The organism is Binatus sp. (SeqCode), from assembly GCF_049584895.1.
Classification (GTDB): Bacteria; Desulfobacterota; Binatia; order Binatales; family Binataceae; genus Binatus.
The window spans coordinates 1-15,626 of the sequence record NZ_JBAUYR010000086.1 but is presented as its reverse complement, the minus strand read 5'-3'; the positions used below and the strand labels follow the sequence as shown (position 1 = coordinate 15,626).

General features: G+C 59.9%; 16 protein-coding genes and 1 riboswitch. Of the genes, 8 read left to right on the top strand and 8 right to left on the bottom strand.

The window, feature by feature from the left end; all coding sequences use genetic code 11:
- Window positions 1-35: 35 nt before the first annotated feature.
- Together WB650_RS15130 and thiS are read right to left on the bottom strand one after the other, a co-directional pair.
- Entirely contained in the window at window positions 36-812 is a 777-nt protein-coding gene (locus WB650_RS15130) for a thiazole synthase (RefSeq protein ID WP_422303446.1), read from the bottom strand.
- A gap of 98 nt (window positions 813-910) precedes the next feature.
- A complete protein-coding gene (gene thiS / locus WB650_RS15125) occupies window positions 911-1,129 on the bottom strand; it encodes a sulfur carrier protein ThiS (RefSeq protein WP_422303445.1) in 219 nt (72 codons plus the stop codon).
- Between the two features lie 49 nt (window positions 1,130-1,178).
- Window positions 1,179-1,282, bottom strand: a riboswitch (TPP riboswitch).
- Window positions 1,283-1,998: 716 nt separating this feature from the next.
- Between thiS and WB650_RS15120 the strand changes: the two genes are divergently transcribed.
- Window positions 1,999-2,766, top strand: coding sequence for a phytanoyl-CoA dioxygenase family protein (locus tag WB650_RS15120; RefSeq protein ID WP_422303444.1), 768 nt, complete (start codon window positions 1,999-2,001; stop codon window positions 2,764-2,766).
- Between the two features lie 21 nt (window positions 2,767-2,787).
- Entirely contained in the window at window positions 2,788-3,276 is a 489-nt protein-coding gene (locus tag WB650_RS15115; RefSeq protein ID WP_422303443.1) for a hypothetical protein, read from the top strand.
- Window positions 3,277-3,289: 13 nt separating this feature from the next.
- Here WB650_RS15115 and WB650_RS15110 read toward each other — a convergent pair whose 3' ends face one another.
- The 6 genes from WB650_RS15110 to WB650_RS15085 all read right to left on the bottom strand — a co-directional run bounded on the left by WB650_RS15110 (window position 3,290) and on the right by WB650_RS15085 (window position 8,960).
- Window positions 3,290-5,611, bottom strand: a complete 2,322-nt coding sequence (locus tag WB650_RS15110) for a transferrin receptor-like dimerization domain-containing protein (protein WP_422303442.1) — start codon at window positions 5,609-5,611, stop codon at window positions 3,290-3,292.
- Entirely contained in the window at window positions 5,587-6,585 is a 999-nt protein-coding gene (locus WB650_RS15105; RefSeq protein WP_422303441.1) for a glutathione S-transferase family protein, read from the bottom strand. Before WB650_RS15105 ends, WB650_RS15110 begins: the two co-directional genes overlap by 25 nt.
- Window positions 6,586-6,691: 106 nt before the next feature.
- On the bottom strand, window positions 6,692-6,955 hold the full coding sequence (locus WB650_RS15100) for a hypothetical protein (RefSeq protein ID WP_422303440.1): 264 nt from the start codon (window positions 6,953-6,955) through the stop codon (window positions 6,692-6,694).
- A gap of 161 nt (window positions 6,956-7,116) precedes the next feature.
- Window positions 7,117-7,293 carry a CsbD family protein gene (locus tag WB650_RS15095; protein ID WP_422303439.1) on the bottom strand — a complete coding sequence of 59 codons (177 nt, stop codon included), beginning with the start codon at window positions 7,291-7,293 and terminating at the stop codon, window positions 7,117-7,119.
- 46 nt (window positions 7,294-7,339) lie between these two features.
- Window positions 7,340-7,741, bottom strand: coding sequence for a hypothetical protein (locus WB650_RS15090; protein WP_422303438.1), 402 nt, complete (start codon window positions 7,739-7,741; stop codon window positions 7,340-7,342).
- A gap of 217 nt (window positions 7,742-7,958) precedes the next feature.
- Complete coding sequence (locus WB650_RS15085; RefSeq protein ID WP_423961043.1) at window positions 7,959-8,960, bottom strand: SDR family NAD(P)-dependent oxidoreductase; 1,002 nt, start codon at window positions 8,958-8,960, stop codon at window positions 7,959-7,961.
- A gap of 118 nt (window positions 8,961-9,078) precedes the next feature.
- On the opposite strand from WB650_RS15085, the gene alr reads away from it, so the two are divergent.
- From alr to WB650_RS15055, 6 genes are read left to right on the top strand one after another with little or no spacing between them, the layout of a single operon-like run.
- Window positions 9,079-10,206, top strand: coding sequence for an alanine racemase (gene alr, locus WB650_RS15080; RefSeq protein ID WP_422303436.1), 1,128 nt, complete (start codon window positions 9,079-9,081; stop codon window positions 10,204-10,206).
- Between the two features lie 6 nt (window positions 10,207-10,212).
- The gene (gene purH / locus WB650_RS15075; protein ID WP_422303435.1) at window positions 10,213-11,781 is read left to right on the top strand and encodes a bifunctional phosphoribosylaminoimidazolecarboxamide formyltransferase/IMP cyclohydrolase; all 1,569 of its coding nucleotides are present in this window, start codon (window positions 10,213-10,215) and stop codon (window positions 11,779-11,781) included.
- Between the two features lie 12 nt (window positions 11,782-11,793).
- On the top strand, window positions 11,794-13,107 hold the full coding sequence (gene purD, locus WB650_RS15070) for a phosphoribosylamine--glycine ligase (RefSeq protein WP_422303434.1): 1,314 nt from the start codon (window positions 11,794-11,796) through the stop codon (window positions 13,105-13,107).
- On the top strand, window positions 13,107-13,712 hold the full coding sequence (locus WB650_RS15065; RefSeq protein ID WP_422303433.1) for an L-threonylcarbamoyladenylate synthase: 606 nt from the start codon (window positions 13,107-13,109) through the stop codon (window positions 13,710-13,712). The genes purD and WB650_RS15065 overlap by 1 nt, the downstream gene beginning before the upstream one ends.
- Complete coding sequence (locus tag WB650_RS15060; RefSeq protein ID WP_422303432.1) at window positions 13,709-15,004, top strand: DUF1015 domain-containing protein; 1,296 nt, start codon at window positions 13,709-13,711, stop codon at window positions 15,002-15,004. Before WB650_RS15065 ends, WB650_RS15060 begins: the two co-directional genes overlap by 4 nt.
- Window positions 15,001-15,624, top strand: coding sequence for a histidine phosphatase family protein (locus tag WB650_RS15055; protein WP_422303431.1), 624 nt, complete (start codon window positions 15,001-15,003; stop codon window positions 15,622-15,624). Before WB650_RS15060 ends, WB650_RS15055 begins: the two co-directional genes overlap by 4 nt.
- Window positions 15,625-15,626: the final 2 nt, after the last annotated feature.

The window sequence follows — 15,626 nt, the reverse complement described above, 5'->3', positions numbered from 1 at the left end:
GCCGCCCGCCGCGCAGGCGATTATTAGGTTCCTTCCTACCCTATCAGCCCCGTCAACGGGCTCGACGCCGTCGCGTACAGCTTGCGCTCGATTCTTCCGGCACGATACGCGATACGGCCCGCTTCGACCGCCAGTTTCATCGCGCGCGCCATCGCGATTGGATCTTTTGCGCCCGCGATCGCCGTGTTCATCAGCACCCCGTCGCATCCAAGTTCCATCGCCTCGGCCGCATCGGACGCGGTGCCGACGCCCGCATCGACGATCACCGGAACCTTCGCCTGTTCGATAATGATCGCGAGGTTGAATGGATTGCGGATTCCGAGGCCTGATCCAATCGGCGCCGCCAGCGGCATCACCGCCACGCATCCGATCTCCTGGAGCCGCAGGCAAGTCACGGGATCGTCGGTGACGTAGGGCATCACCTTGAATCCTTCCTTGACCAGTACGCGAGCCGCTTCGAGCGTCGCGGCCACATCGGGAAACAGCGTCTGCTGGTCGCCGATCACTTCGAGCTTGACCAGCTCACCGACTCCCACCTCGCGCGCGAGGCGGCAGGTGCGAATCGCCTCTTCGGCGGTGAAGCATCCGGCAGTGTTGGGCAGAATCTGGTAGCGCTTTGGATCGAGATAGTCGAGCAGATTTTCCTTGCCGCGATCCGTGATGTTCACGCGACGCACCGCGACCGTCACGATTGCGGCGCCGCTTTCCTCGACCGCGGCCTTGGTCTCGGCAAAGTCCCGATATTTGCCGGTCCCGACGATCAGCCGCGAACTATATTTCTTGCCGCCTAATTCAAATGGAGTGTCCTGCATCTTTTCTCCGACAATAGGACGGAATTTATTCCGTCAACCTTATTCAGCGCGCGATTTTTCCGCGCGCGATTCAAGATTCTACTTTCCGCAGGCTAAATTCAGCCGCCCCCGACGAAGTTGATTATCTCAACGTGATCCCCAGCCCGCACGATCGTCGCATTGTAATTGGCCTTGGGCACGATCTCTCGATTGATCTCGACCGCGACGCGCCCGCGGCGCATATTCAGGCGCTCGAGCAGCGCGGTCAGCGGAGTATCGGCGTCGAGCGGGTACGAATCGCCGTTGAGTGTGATTGAAGTTGCGATGGAGTCAGGCATTATTGAGCCGCTTCCCCGGTGAGAGGAAGCGGCTCAGGCGCAGCCACGAACGGCGCGCCAAAGGCTTCCCTACGCCGGCATGATCCGGATCAGGTTCAAGGGGTTCTCCCGCAGGAGCTCTCAGTGCGCTAACGCACACCCCCAGCCAATTCAACTATACGACCACCGCCGCGTGGAGTCAAAAAATCCGAGCCCCGATCTGATCACGAGCGCAGGCTTTTTTTCGGTCTCGGGAGCGAAGGCTGCAAGCCGCGGAAAGACCGGGTTCCAATCCACAAATATTATCGCGGTCTGACAAAATTCTCTTTGTACGGAGGCGTCGCACCGGCCAACATCTTTTCAGCCGTCGCTATTCGTCGATCCAAATTCTCTTTACCTGGAAAAAAGGTGACAGTTTTACCATCGCCGGAATTTTTATGTTCGTAAAGGTCGATCATCGCAAATCAGGCGGGGATCTTTGATCACAAGTGCCTTCGTCCATCTTAACGCAAACGGCCAGATTCGGGGATGAACTTTTCAGCCTGAACGCGCCGCCACTGAGGTGCTACCGTACAGGATAGTTTAATGGATAGCTCTCTGGTACTGCCCACTTTACCTTCGCGACTAAATGCAAACCCGGCTTCAGATCACCCGTCCAACACTCAGCGTCGGCTCAGGATCCTGCTCCGAAACAGCAATTTTGACGGAACGAAGCTACCGATAGTGGCAGGCCGTCACCAAACCACAACAGATAGTGTGAATTTGCGTTTCTCGAAAGATCGACTCGTTGCGCAGTTGGCCGTGCGCCTCGGCAATTCATGTCCAATTCGATCGAGTCCGCGCGTTTGTGCTATGCGAAATCGATCCTCAGAAGAATGAAGGAGATTGCTGTGCCAGCGACATCCGAGATTGTTGACGAGCTCATCGATGGGCCGGGATTCGTGCTGATGCCGAATTTGATCGACCCGTCCGAAGCGGCGCAGGCGCGTTCGCGAGCATTGGAAGTCGCCGCATCGCCCTCCGCTGCCGCGTTCGGCAAGCTCAATGAAAAAATCGGCCAGCAGCATGTTCGCGGATTGCTCGGACACGGTGAGATTTTCGAGCGCATCGTGCAGCATCCTGCGCTTCTGGAAATCGCCGAGGCAATGCTCGGTGACGATATGACGCTCGGCGCATACTCAGCGCGGATTCTGTACCCGGGCGCGATCGAGATGGGGGTTCACATCGACTATCCGTACTGGGCGATGCGCGGGCCGTTCACGCTGCGGCCGCCGCTCATGCTGCAAGTCATTTTGATGCTGCAAGACTTCACCGAAAAAAACGGCGCCACGCTGGTCGCGCCGCGCAGCCAATTGCGATGCGCGCGGCCGAATCGCGAGGACTTCGCGCGCGAGGCGATCAAGATCACGGGCGCTGCCGGCGATGCGATCATTTCACATGGGCTGCTGTGGCATGACACTTCGCAAAATCACACCAGCGATCCGCGCGTGGCTCTCTTGATCAACTATGGATTGAAGGTGATTCGGCCGCTCGATTCCGAGATCGCGAAGGTACCGGCTTATGTGCTCGCACGCGCGACGCCGAAACTTAGTCAATTGCTTGGGCTGGAATTCGCTAATTCACTGACACGCGATCTGACCCGCGGCGGGCTGTACTGAGATCGCTCAGTGGAAGAAAGGATGCTAGCCCCAATTGTAGTCAAGCGCCGCGACGACGGATGGGAATTCGTCCCCTCCACGACTCTCGCCAGCTTGATGATCGGCGGCTTCGTCGCGGGCAGCGCACTTTACCTCTACCTGTCCACTTATTTCATTCGATCTGCGAACACACTGTTTGGCGTGACTCTCCTTCTCGCAGGAGTTCTGATCGCCGCGATGGCGATACGGGCATGGCGAACTCGCAACACTCCGCTCAACGTCAAAAATGGAGGCCGCGTCAGCTACGGCGAACAAGAATTATGCGCGGCGGGAACCGTTCGAAGCGTGCGGATCGTCCCGTCGTTCGGCGGCGAGGTAGGCGATTGCGAGGTCCGGCTGGAACTGGCAGATGGAAGCCAGGTCGCGATTCCGTCGCAGTACTTCGCCGGCTTCAAATCGAGCGAGCATGCCAAACCGTTCGCCAAGGAATTCGCAAAAGCGCTAGGGGTTCAAGTCTCGGAGTCCCACTGACACGATGAAACCCTCAGCCGCCGTTGAGGACGGCTGTTGCGGCGTTCAGGCGGTCGCTGTACGCGTTTAGGGCCTGTGCAGTCAGCTTGGCGTAACGATTGGCGTCGGACCAACGGCGGTCTTCGATTGCTTCACGGACGCCGGGGAGGGTTTTGCCTTCGTAGCCCGTGTAGCGCCCCGGAGCGTAAACCAGGTTCTTATACCAATCCCTTCCAGGCAGTCCTACATTCTCGGGTGCTAAGGTTTGGTCGATGTTCAACATCAGGACTTGTACCTGTGCTATCTGAGAGCTGGATAGGTGTGAGCCGTTCTTTGCCAGCGCGTCGTCATAGGACTTGGCGCTCCGCTCTAGGCGATCGACCGCGTCCTCTAAGGCTGCAAACTCGAGATGCGGAACGCGATCGAGCGCCGTGGGCAAGCCGCTTGGCTTGGTTGGGTCGGCTGCTAGCTGGAACGCGCGATCATGCAGCAGTCTTGCTTGGGTCTCGGCTTCCTCGCGCTCGTCGTCAACCAGCTTCTTCACCTGATCGAGATAGTCCGAGACCGCGTTTGCAAAACCGCTCGCGTTTTGGAGTGGAAGGTCCGAATCGGCCGCGCGCAAGACTATTCGACCGACTGTCTTCGCCAATAATGCATCATATACAAAACCCGGATCGACAAACCGGCTGTGATGCTCGAAGGTGTCGTAACGAGAGTGATATACGCCTCCTGAGTGTCCTTCTTCATAGAAACCCACGTCCAGCACAGGTATGCCCAAGTGATCGATGAAAGCTGAAAAGTCAGAGCCCGACCCAAGCGCCTCAATAGGAAAGTCCTTGTCGGGGTCCGCCGCGATCTTTGCTTCGGCCCTGGCATGCTCGGTGGCAGTAGGTGCGAGCGCTGCTATGCGCATCTTCGCGCGTTCGCGAGTGCCTATCGACACGCCGGTCTCAGGATCGATTACGTCCGCTGCTACTTCGTTCATCAGATGCTGGAAGTCGTGGCTGCCGCCTACACCTAGGAAGCCGCGTTCGTTGGAGTCCGAGTTAATATATAAGACTACTTTTTTCTTGAGTTCGTCCGCATGCTGCTCGGCCCATTCAGTCGATCCCAGGAGCATCGGCTCTTCGGCGTCCCAACTTGTATAAACGATTGTCCGCTTGGGCTGCCAACCATGCTTCGCGAGACCGCCAAAGGCCTTAGCCTCTGCAAGCAGCGCGACCTGACCCGACAACGGGTCGGTAGCTCCGAATACCCAGCCGTCGTGATGATTGCCGCGAACGACCCACTGGTCCGGCCAGGTCGAGCCTTTCATCGTCGCGATCACGTCATAGATCGGCTGTTGCTGCCAGTCGGACTTTATTGCCAGGTGGACTAGCGCAGGACCGGGTCCTACTCGATAGGTGATCGGCAGCGCGCCGCGCCAGTTTTGCGGAACAACAGGACCGGTAAGTGCTGCGAGGAAGACCTGTGCGTCGGCATAGGAGATCGGTATTGTGGGAATCTTCATGATGGTCGGCGCGTCGGACCTCTCAAGGCGCTTTGCGTCCTTGGTCGCACCTATGCCTGGCGTTAGTGGATCGCCGGGATAGAGACCCATATCGAGCACCGATCCGCGCTGCACACCGTGAGGCGGGCGCATAGGACCGTTGGGATAAGTCTCCTCGATGGAATAACCGTCTTGCGCAGGGTCCGAGTAGATGATGCAACCTATCGCGCCATGATCGTACGCCAGCTTGGGCTTCAACCCACGCCAGCCGCCACCGTAGCGCGCAATTACGATCTTGCCTTTGACACTTACACCCAGCCGCTGGAGCATCTTGTAATCGTCGAGCATCCCAAAATTGACGTAGACCAGCTCAGCAGTGACATCGCCGTCGCTCTGGTAGGCGGCATAGGCGGGAAGCGCAGGATCAGTCGCAGTGGCACTGGAATCGCCGGGGATCGGTGGCTCTTGAAGCGTGGCGCTGAACTTCTGAGGGCCCACTAGCTCGAGGGTCTCGCTTATGGGCTTGGGATATAGCACCCAGAAAGTTTCGATGTGTGCATCCCAGCCCCAGTCCTTGAACCATGCAAGGATCTGGTCGGCATTGGACTTGTCGTGAGGAGAGCTGACGTGGTTCGGCTGAGCGGCGAGCAGCTTCATCCAGTCGCGCATCTCGTCCGGATGAATGAGCGCGTCAAAGTTGCGCTCCAACGTTGCCTCATCGGACGATATAGGACCTGGCGCTGCGAAGGTCACGCCCAGGCAAAGCAGGACCACTGTCGCGAACGAGATAACCAACTGCCTGGAAGGCTTCACTAACATCGTAACGGTGCCGGGCTCGATCCTTAGCCGCGTAATCCTGCCAGGCAACCGGACGCATCCAGAATCGGATCCAGAGCGCTCTTATCGCCAACGGCTTGATATTTTTCGCGCAAAGCTATCAGCGATTTGGCGTGATACTTCTGCGGCTTCTGAGTCCAGGTGCGGCTGCCAAGCTCGACGCTGAACTCGTCGCTGCCTTTCGCTATCGCAGCCGCATTGGCCACCGTCCACGGCATGAACAGTCTGCCAACCTGACGCTGGAGCAATGGCGTCAAAGTCGGTGCGAGGCTCGACCACGGCTCGAAGTCACCGTCGGCCCTGGGCCAGAGCATGCGATGGATCCATGCGAGCGTATTTGGTGTGGTCGCATTGATAATCGCGCCGGGAGTCGGATCGGTCCATGCGTTGTAGAGCTGTCCCCACATCGCGAAGTCGCCGAAAGCTGGACGATTGCCGAACAGATAGTTGCGCGTGGCGAAGTGAGGTTCGAGAATCGCGAGCGTATCGCGGAATGAGTCCTCGATCTGCGGCGCAGTCACGGGATTCGAACCGACGAAAGAAACCCGCGGGACCATTCGCTCGCGGACCATCGCGATTCCGTTGGCGAGCTGAGTCTCATCGACTGCGGGCATCATCGAGCGCGCGATACGCCCAGCGGCCGAAAGAATATCGGCCTCGCGCGCCCATCGGTAATGAAACATCCACTTGTTCCCCCATTCATCGCCGAACTCTTCTATCAAGGCCGAAATGAATTTTGTTACCGGATCGACTGGATGAATCGAAGGCTCAGGATGACCTGCTTCGACCCGCTCGATGATCGGTGTGGAATCCTGGATGCCTTGGTTCTCGGGCGTGACGACCAGCGGCACCAGCGGGAGCTTCGAGTATTTCTGATACTCGCCGTCGGCGTCGAGACTCCGCGGTATCCATCGATGGGGAATCCCTTTATAGCGGAAGTACGATCGGACTTTTACAGAGTACGGCGAGAGCTCGATGCCGTGAATGCGATATTCGCTGCTCATGATTTCATCCCTCGGCGGCGAGTATCGCACGGAGCCGGCGGTTTTGGTAAATCCTCCACTCGCCGCGGATCATCCCGGGCGCGTGAAGTTCAGACTATGCTTCCGCCTAGTATCCCTTTTCGGGAACGACGGTCTGCTTGTTAGTGTCGTGCTCCGAGCCGCTGCTGCAGGCGGCGACCTTATCTTCCGTCGCATTCAAGTTAGATGCGATCTGCGCGTCGGTCTGTCCCGCCGCTCTCTGCGTTTTCACGATGTTACAATCGACTGGATCGTTCGACGTTGAGAACATCGAGCATCCCGAAAGTCCTACTACCAGTAATAACAGTCCGGACGCGGCCGTAACAAAGGTAGTGCGTAGCTTGCGCTCCATAATTCTTCTCCGGCTAAATCAGAGTGTCTCTCTTCCGTCTGCTCTCATTCCCACCCACAAGCAATATCGCACTCTTACCATTTGCCGTCGCGCTGCGAAAGCAAAGAACGCTTGCGTTTTCGAGCCTTGGGAACGTTCTAGCGCTTGTCGCGGGGAAAGCTCTAGCGCTTGTCGCGATTGACCGCCGATACCGCCTTGTCAATCGTCTTTGCGATTGCATCCTTGACGTTGCCGACGGCCTGATCCACCTTTCCGCGATTCTTCAGTTTCTTGTCATTAGTCAATACGCCGGCCGCTTCTTCGACGCGTCCCTTAATTTTGTCAGTTGTTCCATTCATTAGTCATTCTCCTTTCAGTGAACTGAGATTTCGATATAGTTACAGATTACTTATTCACTACAGATACCGGAGGCGCGACGGTCACCTGTATGAGCATCGGTCCGCTTGATAAGCTACGATCGACTGCGCCGATGCGTCCCCAGTTTTCGCGATTCCAGTGTTCGAGAATCACGCGCATCGACCACCAAACCAGAACGAAAACTATGAGCGACGCGACAACAGTAGGAACGGCGCCGTCTAGGTTGAAAACTTCCAGGTAGTGCCCAGACGCCAGGCGGTGGAAGGAGTCCGTCTCAACGAGGTGTCCCGTGACGGGGGTGAGTGCGTTAGCGACAAAGCTGGCAAAGATCGAGTACCCGAGGCCAGCGCTCAATCCGGCGATCAAACTCAATTTTTCCGACGCAGCCGATAGATCGATTCTGAGGGATTGGCGACGAGGTTCTGCCATGCGGCCTCCTCAAGCCTTGCGATCGTACTAATGACGTTGGTCTAGCGGAACGTGGTCAAAGGCGAGCAAAGGGCCACTGTCAGGCTGGATCAAGCCGAGACTCGACTCTTATATCGATTCCGGCTTTCTCTAGCTTGAACTAGTAATTTACTAGTGTCAACCCGAGTAAAATATAATCAACTGAGAATACTACTGGATATGTATTCCGCGGCACCGGTTACGCTGCCGAGGGAGTCGATCTCAGCCGTAGAATCGTCTCATCGGGCGTCAGCTTGACCATCGCGGCGCTCGACTCCCACAACTCCGCCGCCATCGCAGGATCGTATGAGTCCTTGGACGACGGCACGTCGCGCGCGCCCTGGAAGTATTTTCCCGAGATGCGCTCGAATCTTGGATCGGTGACCATGCTCGCAAGCGAACGCCCCGATCGCGCGACGCTGTTCACATTCGGCACAAACGGGCGCAGCACCGGCAGCACGAATCGCCACGCGAATCGTGCAATCCTGCCATAGTCGCGCGCCAGCCCAGTCCCCGGCATCAGCCCCGGGTCGAACGCGTTGACGGTAATCGAAGCGCCATTTTGTCCGGCTGCTTTTTCGGCGCGCAACCTGCGCTCGAGTTCGTAGGTGAACAGAACATTGCACAGCTTCGACGTAGTGTATGCGCGCCGGCCCGCTGTCCCCTGGGGATCGTGGAGCGGCTTTGAATCTTCATCCGGACGCGCAAGAATTCGCGCGCGTCGGTAGAGCGGTGCTGGCATCCCGGTCGTCTGCGCCGGATCGTGCGTGCCGCTGCTGACGACGACGATGCGCGCCGACGGCGACATCTGCGCAAGCATCAGGTTCACCAGCAGAAAATGCCCAAGATGATTAACGGCGAAGGTCGTCTCGAAGCCATCCTCGGTGAAGGTTCTGCCGGTCACGATTTGCGTCGCCGCATTGCATACGATCGCGCGCAGCGGCGGACGCCGCTCAGCCGCGTAGTCGCGCGCGAAGTTTCGCACTGACTCGAGCGAAGCGAGGTCCAGCGTCATTGCTTCGATTTCTTTGGCTTCGATTTCTTTCTGCCCTGTCTGCGCGACGATTCGCTTGACCGCCTCGCGACCTTTTTCGGCGCTGCGACCAGCGACGACGACGTGCCAGTAGCCGGTCTCGGCGAGCGCTCGGGCGCACTCAAAGCCCAAGCCCGTGTTAGCGCCCGTCACGATGGCAGTGTTCATCTCGGGCGATAATTGCATTCTCGCAAAGTTGATGGGAGCGGCCGCGGCGAACGCATCCACAGGGGCAAGAACCTGACGGCTTGCGTCCTCGCGCGCTAAGATGGAAATTCAGCGATCCATGGCAATCGAAACGCAACGCCCGACCGTCGCCGAGATCGATCTCAGCGCACTGCGCTCGAACTTTCGCGCGCTGCGTGCGGTGGCATCGCACGGCGAATTGATGGTCGTGGTCAAGGCCGACGCTTACGGCCATGGCGCGGTGACGGTCGCACGCACCTTGATCGATGAAGGTTGCCGTCATTTCGGAGTGGCCACGCTCGACGAGGCACGCGAGTTGCGCGACGCAGGCGTTCGCACGCGCGTGTATCTGCAGGCGGGTTTCTTTGCCGAACAGACAGGTGAGATCGTTGCCCTCGATCTGACGCCGTTCGTTTTCGACGCGCCGATGATCGGGCTGCTCGACCGCGCGGCCGCGTCGGCCGGCCGAGCCGATTTTCCGATTCACCTAAAAATCGACAGCGGCGCGACCCGGCTGGGCGTGATGCCCGCGGATCTTCCCGACGTGATCGAGGCCGTGCGGAGCGCGTCGGCAATACGCCTCGAGGGCGTGTGCACCCTGCTCGCCAACGCCGGCGATCCGAAGAGTCCCATCACCGACGCGCAACTCGCCGTCTTTAACAAGGCAATCGAGACGCTGAAAGCGGCCGGGATGAGGCCCTCGGTGATCCACGTCGCAAATTCGGCGGCGCTCGTGCTGCGTTACGATTCGCACTTCAACCTGGCTCGCCCCGGGCTGGCGATCTACGGGCTGCCGCCCGTCACTGCCGTGCGCGAGCGCGTCGACCTGCAACCGGTCATGACCTTCAAGACGCGGCTGATGCAAGTCAAGCGCGCGCCCGCCGGCAGCGGCGTCGGCTATGGGCATACATTCGTCGCGCCGCGCGAGAGCTTGATCGGAGTGCTGCCGGTTGGTTACGCCGACGGCTACCGCAGAGGTCTGCAACACGGCGGCGAAGTGATCGTGCGCGGCGCGCGCGCGCCTGTCATCGGCGCGGTCTCAATGGATCTGACGACGATCGACGTCACCGACATTGCGGGCGCGTCGGTCGGCGATGAGGTAATCTTGTGGGGCGAATCCGGCGGCGAGGTCATCAGCGTCAACGACGTCGCGCGCCTGGCGCAGACAATTTCTTACGAGATGCTGTGCACGGTCGGCAAACGAGTGCCGCGTGTGATTCGGAGCTAGCTGACGATGAAGAGTCAAAGGGTCGTGATCAGGCGCGCGCTGCTGGGCGTCTCGGACAAGGCGGGTCTCGCGGCCTTTGCCACCGCCCTCGAGCGGCACGGGGTTGAAATAGTATCTACCGGAGGCACGGCCGCGGCTCTGGAAAAGGCGGGAGTGAAAGTCAGAACCGTCGAGAATTTTACCGGCTTGCCCGAGATGCTCGACGGTCGCGTCAAGACGCTGCATCCGAAGATTCACGGTGGAATCCTCGCGCGGCGCGCCGACGAGAATCATCAGCGCGAGATGCGTCAGCATAATATCGAGCCGATCGATATGGTGGTCGTGAATTTCTATCCATTCGAGAAAACTGTGGCGGCATCTCACGCCCGGCTTGCGGACGCGATCGAAAATATCGACATCGGCGGTCCCACGCTGGTCCGTGCAGCGGCAAAAAATCACGACGATGTCGCGGTGCTCGTCGACGCTGCTGACTACGATGCGATCGCCGCCGAACTCGACGCAAACCATGGTGCGATAAGCGCCGACACGCGATGGCGCCTCGCGCGCAAGGCGTTCGCGCGCGTCACTGCGTACGACGCCGCGATCTCGAACTATCTCGGCACACACAGCGGCGACGCCGATGAGTCTTCGCTCGGCGAGACCTTCAATCTTTCGCTCGAGCGTGAACAGGCGCTGCGCTACGGCGAGAATCCACATCAGACGGGCGCACTCTACGGCCACTTCCTCGAGATCGCGCATCAGCTTCACGGCAAGGAACTCTCGTTCAACAACGTCGTCGACATCAGCTCGGCGATGAACCTGATGCTCGAATTTCAGGACGAGCGGCGCGCGGTCGTCGCGATATTGAAGCACAACACTCCCTGCGGAGTCGGCATCGCCGATACGCTGAAAGAGGCATGGGACAAGGCGTTCGCGACCGATCCGGACTCTCCTTTCGGCGGTATCATCATCACCAATCGCCCGTGGGACATGGAGTTCGCGCGCGCCGTAGATGAATTGTTTACCGAGGTGCTGATCGGTCCCTCGTATCCTGACGATGTGATCGCGTTCCTGCGCAAGAATAAAAATCGGCGCGTCATGACATTCAATTCGAAGGCGGTCGATCGCAACGAGCCCGACCTCAAAAAGGTACTCGGCGGACTGCTGGTGCAGACCCCGGATCTGACCATCGAGGATCCTCACAAAGGCAAGGTCGTGACGCGTCGAGCGCCGACCGACGCCGAGATTCGCGCCATGACCTTCGGCATCAAGGTCTGCAAGCACGTCAAGTCCAATGCGATCGCGTTCGTCGCGGAAGATCGCACGCTGGCGGTCGGTGGCGGCGCCACTTCGCGAATCGATCCGGTGTACGCGGCGCGCGAGAAAGCAGCGCGGCTCAAAGTCGCGCTCCAGGGTTCCGTGCTGGTGTCGGAGGCGTTGTTTCCGTTTCCCGACGGCCCGACGCTCGCGGCCGAGGCGGGCGCGACTGCGATTGCACAGCCGGGTGGCTCGTTGCGCGACGACAAAGTGATCGAGGCTGCCGACAAGTTCGGGCTTGCGATGGTTTTTACGGGGGTGCGCCACTTCAGGCATTAGGCACTTCGCGCGATGAAAGTACTGGTCATAGGAAAAGGCGGCCGCGAGCATGCGCTGGTCTGGCGGCTCCATCAGAGCGAGACCGTCTGGAAGATCTTTTGCGCGAGCGGAAATCCGGGCATCGATCAGATCGCGGAAGCTGTGCCGATCGCGCCGACCGACGTCGCGGCGCTGGCAGATTTCGCGAAGTCGAAGTCAGTCGATCTGACAATCGTCGGACCCGAGGATCCGCTCGCCGCCGGAATCGTCGACGAGTTCACACGCGCCGGTCTGAAGATATTCGGTCCGACCGCGGCGGCCTCGCAGCTCGAAACCAGCAAGTCGTTCGCAAAGACGATCATGCGCGAAGCTGGTGTGCCAACCGCTGACTTCGCCGCTTTTGACGACGCAGAGGCCGCGCGCCGCTACGTCAACGCGCGCACCGGCTCGATGGTCGTAAAGGCAGACGGCCTCGCACTCGGAAAAGGCGTCGTCATCTGCCACGACATAACGACAGCTCTGGAAGCCATCGCAGACGCGATGGAGCGGCAGCTTTTCGGCGCGGCCGGCAATCGCGTGATTGTCGAGGAGTTCCTGCGCGGCGAGGAAGTTTCGTTCTTCGCGCTGTGCGACGGCGAAAACGCGATCCCGCTCGGGACGTTCCAGGATCACAAAGCTATCTTCGACGGCGATCGCGGCCCCAATACCGGCGGGATGGGCGCGTATTCGCCGGTGCCGCAATTCGGGCCCGAGATGGAAGCGCGCGTGATGCGCGAGGTCGTCGGCCCCACGCTGGCGGCGATGAACGCGCGCGGGATTCCGTTTCGCGGACTGCTGTTCGTCGGCTTGATGATCGATGGCGATCGAATCAACGTGCTCGAGTTCAACGTCCGCTTCGGCGATCCTGAATGCGAAGCTCTGATGATGCGGCTGGATAGCGACCTTGCCGAGAACCTGCTCGCTGCCGCTGAAGGCAAAGTCGCCAACGCTGCGATCAGGCTCTCGCCGCGAAGCGCAGTCGCTGTGGTGCTCGCGTCGGGCGGATATCCCGCCGAGTACAAAAAAGGTATCGCGATTCGCGGGCTGGACCGGCTCGAAGGTAACGTCCCGTCGGACATCAAGATCAAATGGGCGATGAAAAAGATTCGCGCAAAGGTTTTTCATTCGGGCACCGCGATGCGCGACGGGCAGCTCGTGACCGACGGCGGGCGCGTACTGACGGTGACTGCGATGGCGCCGGAACTCGCTACCGCGGTCGACGCGGCGTACGAGGCGGCGGAACTGATCGAGTTCGAGGGACGCCACTTCCGGCGCGATATCGCGCGCCGCGCTCTCGGCTCGTCGTGATGTTTCGGCTCGAGGACGGAATTGCGGCGCTGCAAGCCGGCGAGCTGGTCGTCTATCCGACTGAGACCTTCTATGCGATCGGTGCCGACGCATTTTCATCCATCGCCCTTCGACGCCTCTTCCAAGTGAAAGGGCGCGAACCGGGACGCCCGGTTGGATTGATCGCAGCCGACACTGCGATGGCATTTTCGGTTGCGCGCGAAATACCGATCGACGCGCGAAGACTCGCCGACGCATTCTGGCCGGGACCGCTGACACTCGTGTTGCCCGCTCGCGACAGCATCGCGCCGGAGCTGGCAGGTTCCGACGGTGTCGGTGTTCGCGTATCTCCCAATCCGGTCGCGCGCGCACTCAGCGCAGGAATCGGCCGGCCGATTACGGCGACCAGTGCAAATCTGAGCGGAGCCGTACCCGCAAGCACGCTCGAGCAAGCGCGCTCGGGCCTCGGCGAAAAAGTTAAAGTATACCTTGAAGGTGGGAAATTGACGGCGGCGGAACCGAGCACGGTCGTCGCGGTAAACCAGACAGGATGGAAAATGGTGAGATTGGGAGCGATTTCGGAACGCCAGATCGCGATGGCGCTGGCGGGAGACGCATTGAAATGAGCGGGCTCGGCAAACGGATCGAGCCGTTCCGCGCGCTGATGTACAATCACAAAATTGTCGGCGATCCATCGCGCGTGGTGGCTCCCCCGTACGACCTCATCGGCGCCGCGCGTCAGAATCAACTCTACGAGCGCAGTCCGTACAACGTCGTGCGCCTCGAACTCGGGCGCGAGGCCGACCGATACGTCGCAGCGGAGAAGACGCTCGCGGAGTGGCGCGCGTGGGGCGTACTCGAGCGATCGGCGCGTCCTGCTATTTTTCAGTACACGCAAACCTTTGACCTCGAGGGTCGGCTGCTGCATCGGACGGGATACATCGCGCGCGTGCGGCTCGAGGAATTCGATCGCGGCCGCATCCTGCCTCATGAGAAAACTTTTCCCGCCGCCAAAGAAGACCGTCTTCGCTTGCTCACCGCGCTCCAGATCAACACGAGCTCGATCTTCGGGCTGTATTCGGGCGCGCATCCCCAGCTCGATCGACTGCGCGCGCAGGTGGCCGCGCGCCAGCCGCTGATCGACCTCGTCGATGACCTCGGAATCCGCAACGAGCTGCGACCGATCGAGGCTCCCGACGAAATTGCGATCGTACAGCGCGAACTTGAATCGCCGCGAATCTTGATCGCCGATGGACACCATCGGTATGAAACCGCGCTGAACTATCGACGCGCGCGTCGGCAAGAGAACCCGTCGAGCGAGCCCGAGCCGTATGACTACACGATGATGACGCTGGTCGCATGTGACGATCCTGGTCTCGTGATCCTGCCGACGCATCGAGTGGTGAAATCGTTGCCCGCCAGCGCGATCGCGACGTTCACGCAACGTGCGCGCGAGGTGTTCGACGTTGATGAAATCGCGCATCGCGACGAATTTCGCGATCGCCTGAACGATTCGGGCACCGGCGCAATCGGCGTAACGCTGAAAGGAACTCCCAACTATCTGATTCTGCGATTGCGCAGCGCCGGCAAGATGGAAAACGCGATGCCCAATACGCCCGACGAGGTGCGTCGCCTCGACATATCGATTCTGCACGCGCTCGTGTTCGATCGAATATTCGGGCTCCGCGCCGACGAGATTCGCAAAGGTGGAAATATCGAATACACGATCGAAATCGGCGGCGCGCTCGGCGCAGTTGCGCAGGGGCATGCCGACGGGGCATTCCTGATGAATCCGCCGTCAATTGACGATGTCGAGCGCGTCAGCAACGCGGGCGCGACGATGCCCGAGAAATCAACCTACTTCCATCCCAAGCTCCTCACCGGTCTCGTGATGAATCCGCTGTTCGACGACAAATGAATTCGCGTGGCGCGCGGTTGATCCTGGTTCGCCACGGCGAGACCGAGGGCGAGTCGAGCATCAGGTATCACGGCCGCACCGACGTGGCGCTGTCGGAATTCGGGCGCGACCAGATGCGTCGCGCGGCTCGTGCGATCGAGACTAATCACGGCGGGGTAAACTTCGCCCGCGTCTTTTCGAGCCCGCTGGTGCGCGCATCCGAGGGTGCTCGAATCGTCGCGGGTGACTCGGCGCCGCTTGTCACGATCGATGAGTTCGCAGAAGTTCATTTCGGGCTCTTTGAAGGACTCACCGCGGACGAGATTCGCGCTCGCTATCCCGACGAGTTCGCGCGATGGAACATCGATCGACTCGCGCCCGGCTACACTTATCCCGAGGGCGAGAGCCGCGCTGACTTTACCAACCGCGTCGAGCGCGGCCTGGAGCGCATGCTGGCTGCGTGGACACCGCGCGATGGCGTCGCGCTCTTGGTGGCGCATCGCGGAGTGATTCGCGCGATCGTGCGAAAGCTCACGCGCCGCGAGCCCGTCGTTGAGCTTGGCTCGGTTCATATTCTTCGCTTCGACGACGATTGGCATGTCGAGATGCTCGATGTGCTCGACCATCTTAACGACACCTGAAC

Excerpts from the sequence above, each read along its gene's own strand:
- thiS (WP_422303445.1), bottom strand. The coding sequence starts at position 1,129 with ATGCCTGACTCCATCGCAACTTCAATCACACTCAACGGCGATTCGTAC.
- WB650_RS15090 (WP_422303438.1), bottom strand. The coding sequence starts at position 7,741 with ATGGCAGAACCTCGTCGCCAATCCCTCAGAATCGATCTATCGGCTGCG.
- WB650_RS15055 (WP_422303431.1), top strand. The coding sequence starts at position 15,001 with ATGAATTCGCGTGGCGCGCGGTTGATCCTGGTTCGCCACGGCGAGACC.
- WB650_RS15100 (WP_422303440.1), bottom strand. The coding sequence starts at position 6,955 with ATGGAGCGCAAGCTACGCACTACCTTTGTTACGGCCGCGTCCGGACTG.
- WB650_RS15095 (WP_422303439.1), bottom strand. The coding sequence starts at position 7,293 with ATGAATGGAACAACTGACAAAATTAAGGGACGCGTCGAAGAAGCGGCC.
- WB650_RS15060 (WP_422303432.1), top strand. The coding sequence starts at position 13,709 with ATGAGCGGGCTCGGCAAACGGATCGAGCCGTTCCGCGCGCTGATGTAC.
- WB650_RS15105 (WP_422303441.1), bottom strand. The coding sequence starts at position 6,585 with ATGAGCAGCGAATATCGCATTCACGGCATCGAGCTCTCGCCGTACTCT.
- WB650_RS15115 (WP_422303443.1), top strand. The coding sequence starts at position 2,788 with ATGCTAGCCCCAATTGTAGTCAAGCGCCGCGACGACGGATGGGAATTC.
- WB650_RS15085 (WP_423961043.1), bottom strand. The coding sequence starts at position 8,960 with ATGAACACTGCCATCGTGACGGGCGCTAACACGGGCTTGGGCTTTGAG.
- WB650_RS15130 (WP_422303446.1), bottom strand. The coding sequence starts at position 812 with ATGCAGGACACTCCATTTGAATTAGGCGGCAAGAAATATAGTTCGCGG.
- WB650_RS15065 (WP_422303433.1), top strand. The coding sequence starts at position 13,107 with ATGTTTCGGCTCGAGGACGGAATTGCGGCGCTGCAAGCCGGCGAGCTG.
- purD (WP_422303434.1), top strand. The coding sequence starts at position 11,794 with ATGAAAGTACTGGTCATAGGAAAAGGCGGCCGCGAGCATGCGCTGGTC.
- purH (WP_422303435.1), top strand. The coding sequence starts at position 10,213 with ATGAAGAGTCAAAGGGTCGTGATCAGGCGCGCGCTGCTGGGCGTCTCG.
- alr (WP_422303436.1), top strand. The coding sequence starts at position 9,079 with ATGGCAATCGAAACGCAACGCCCGACCGTCGCCGAGATCGATCTCAGC.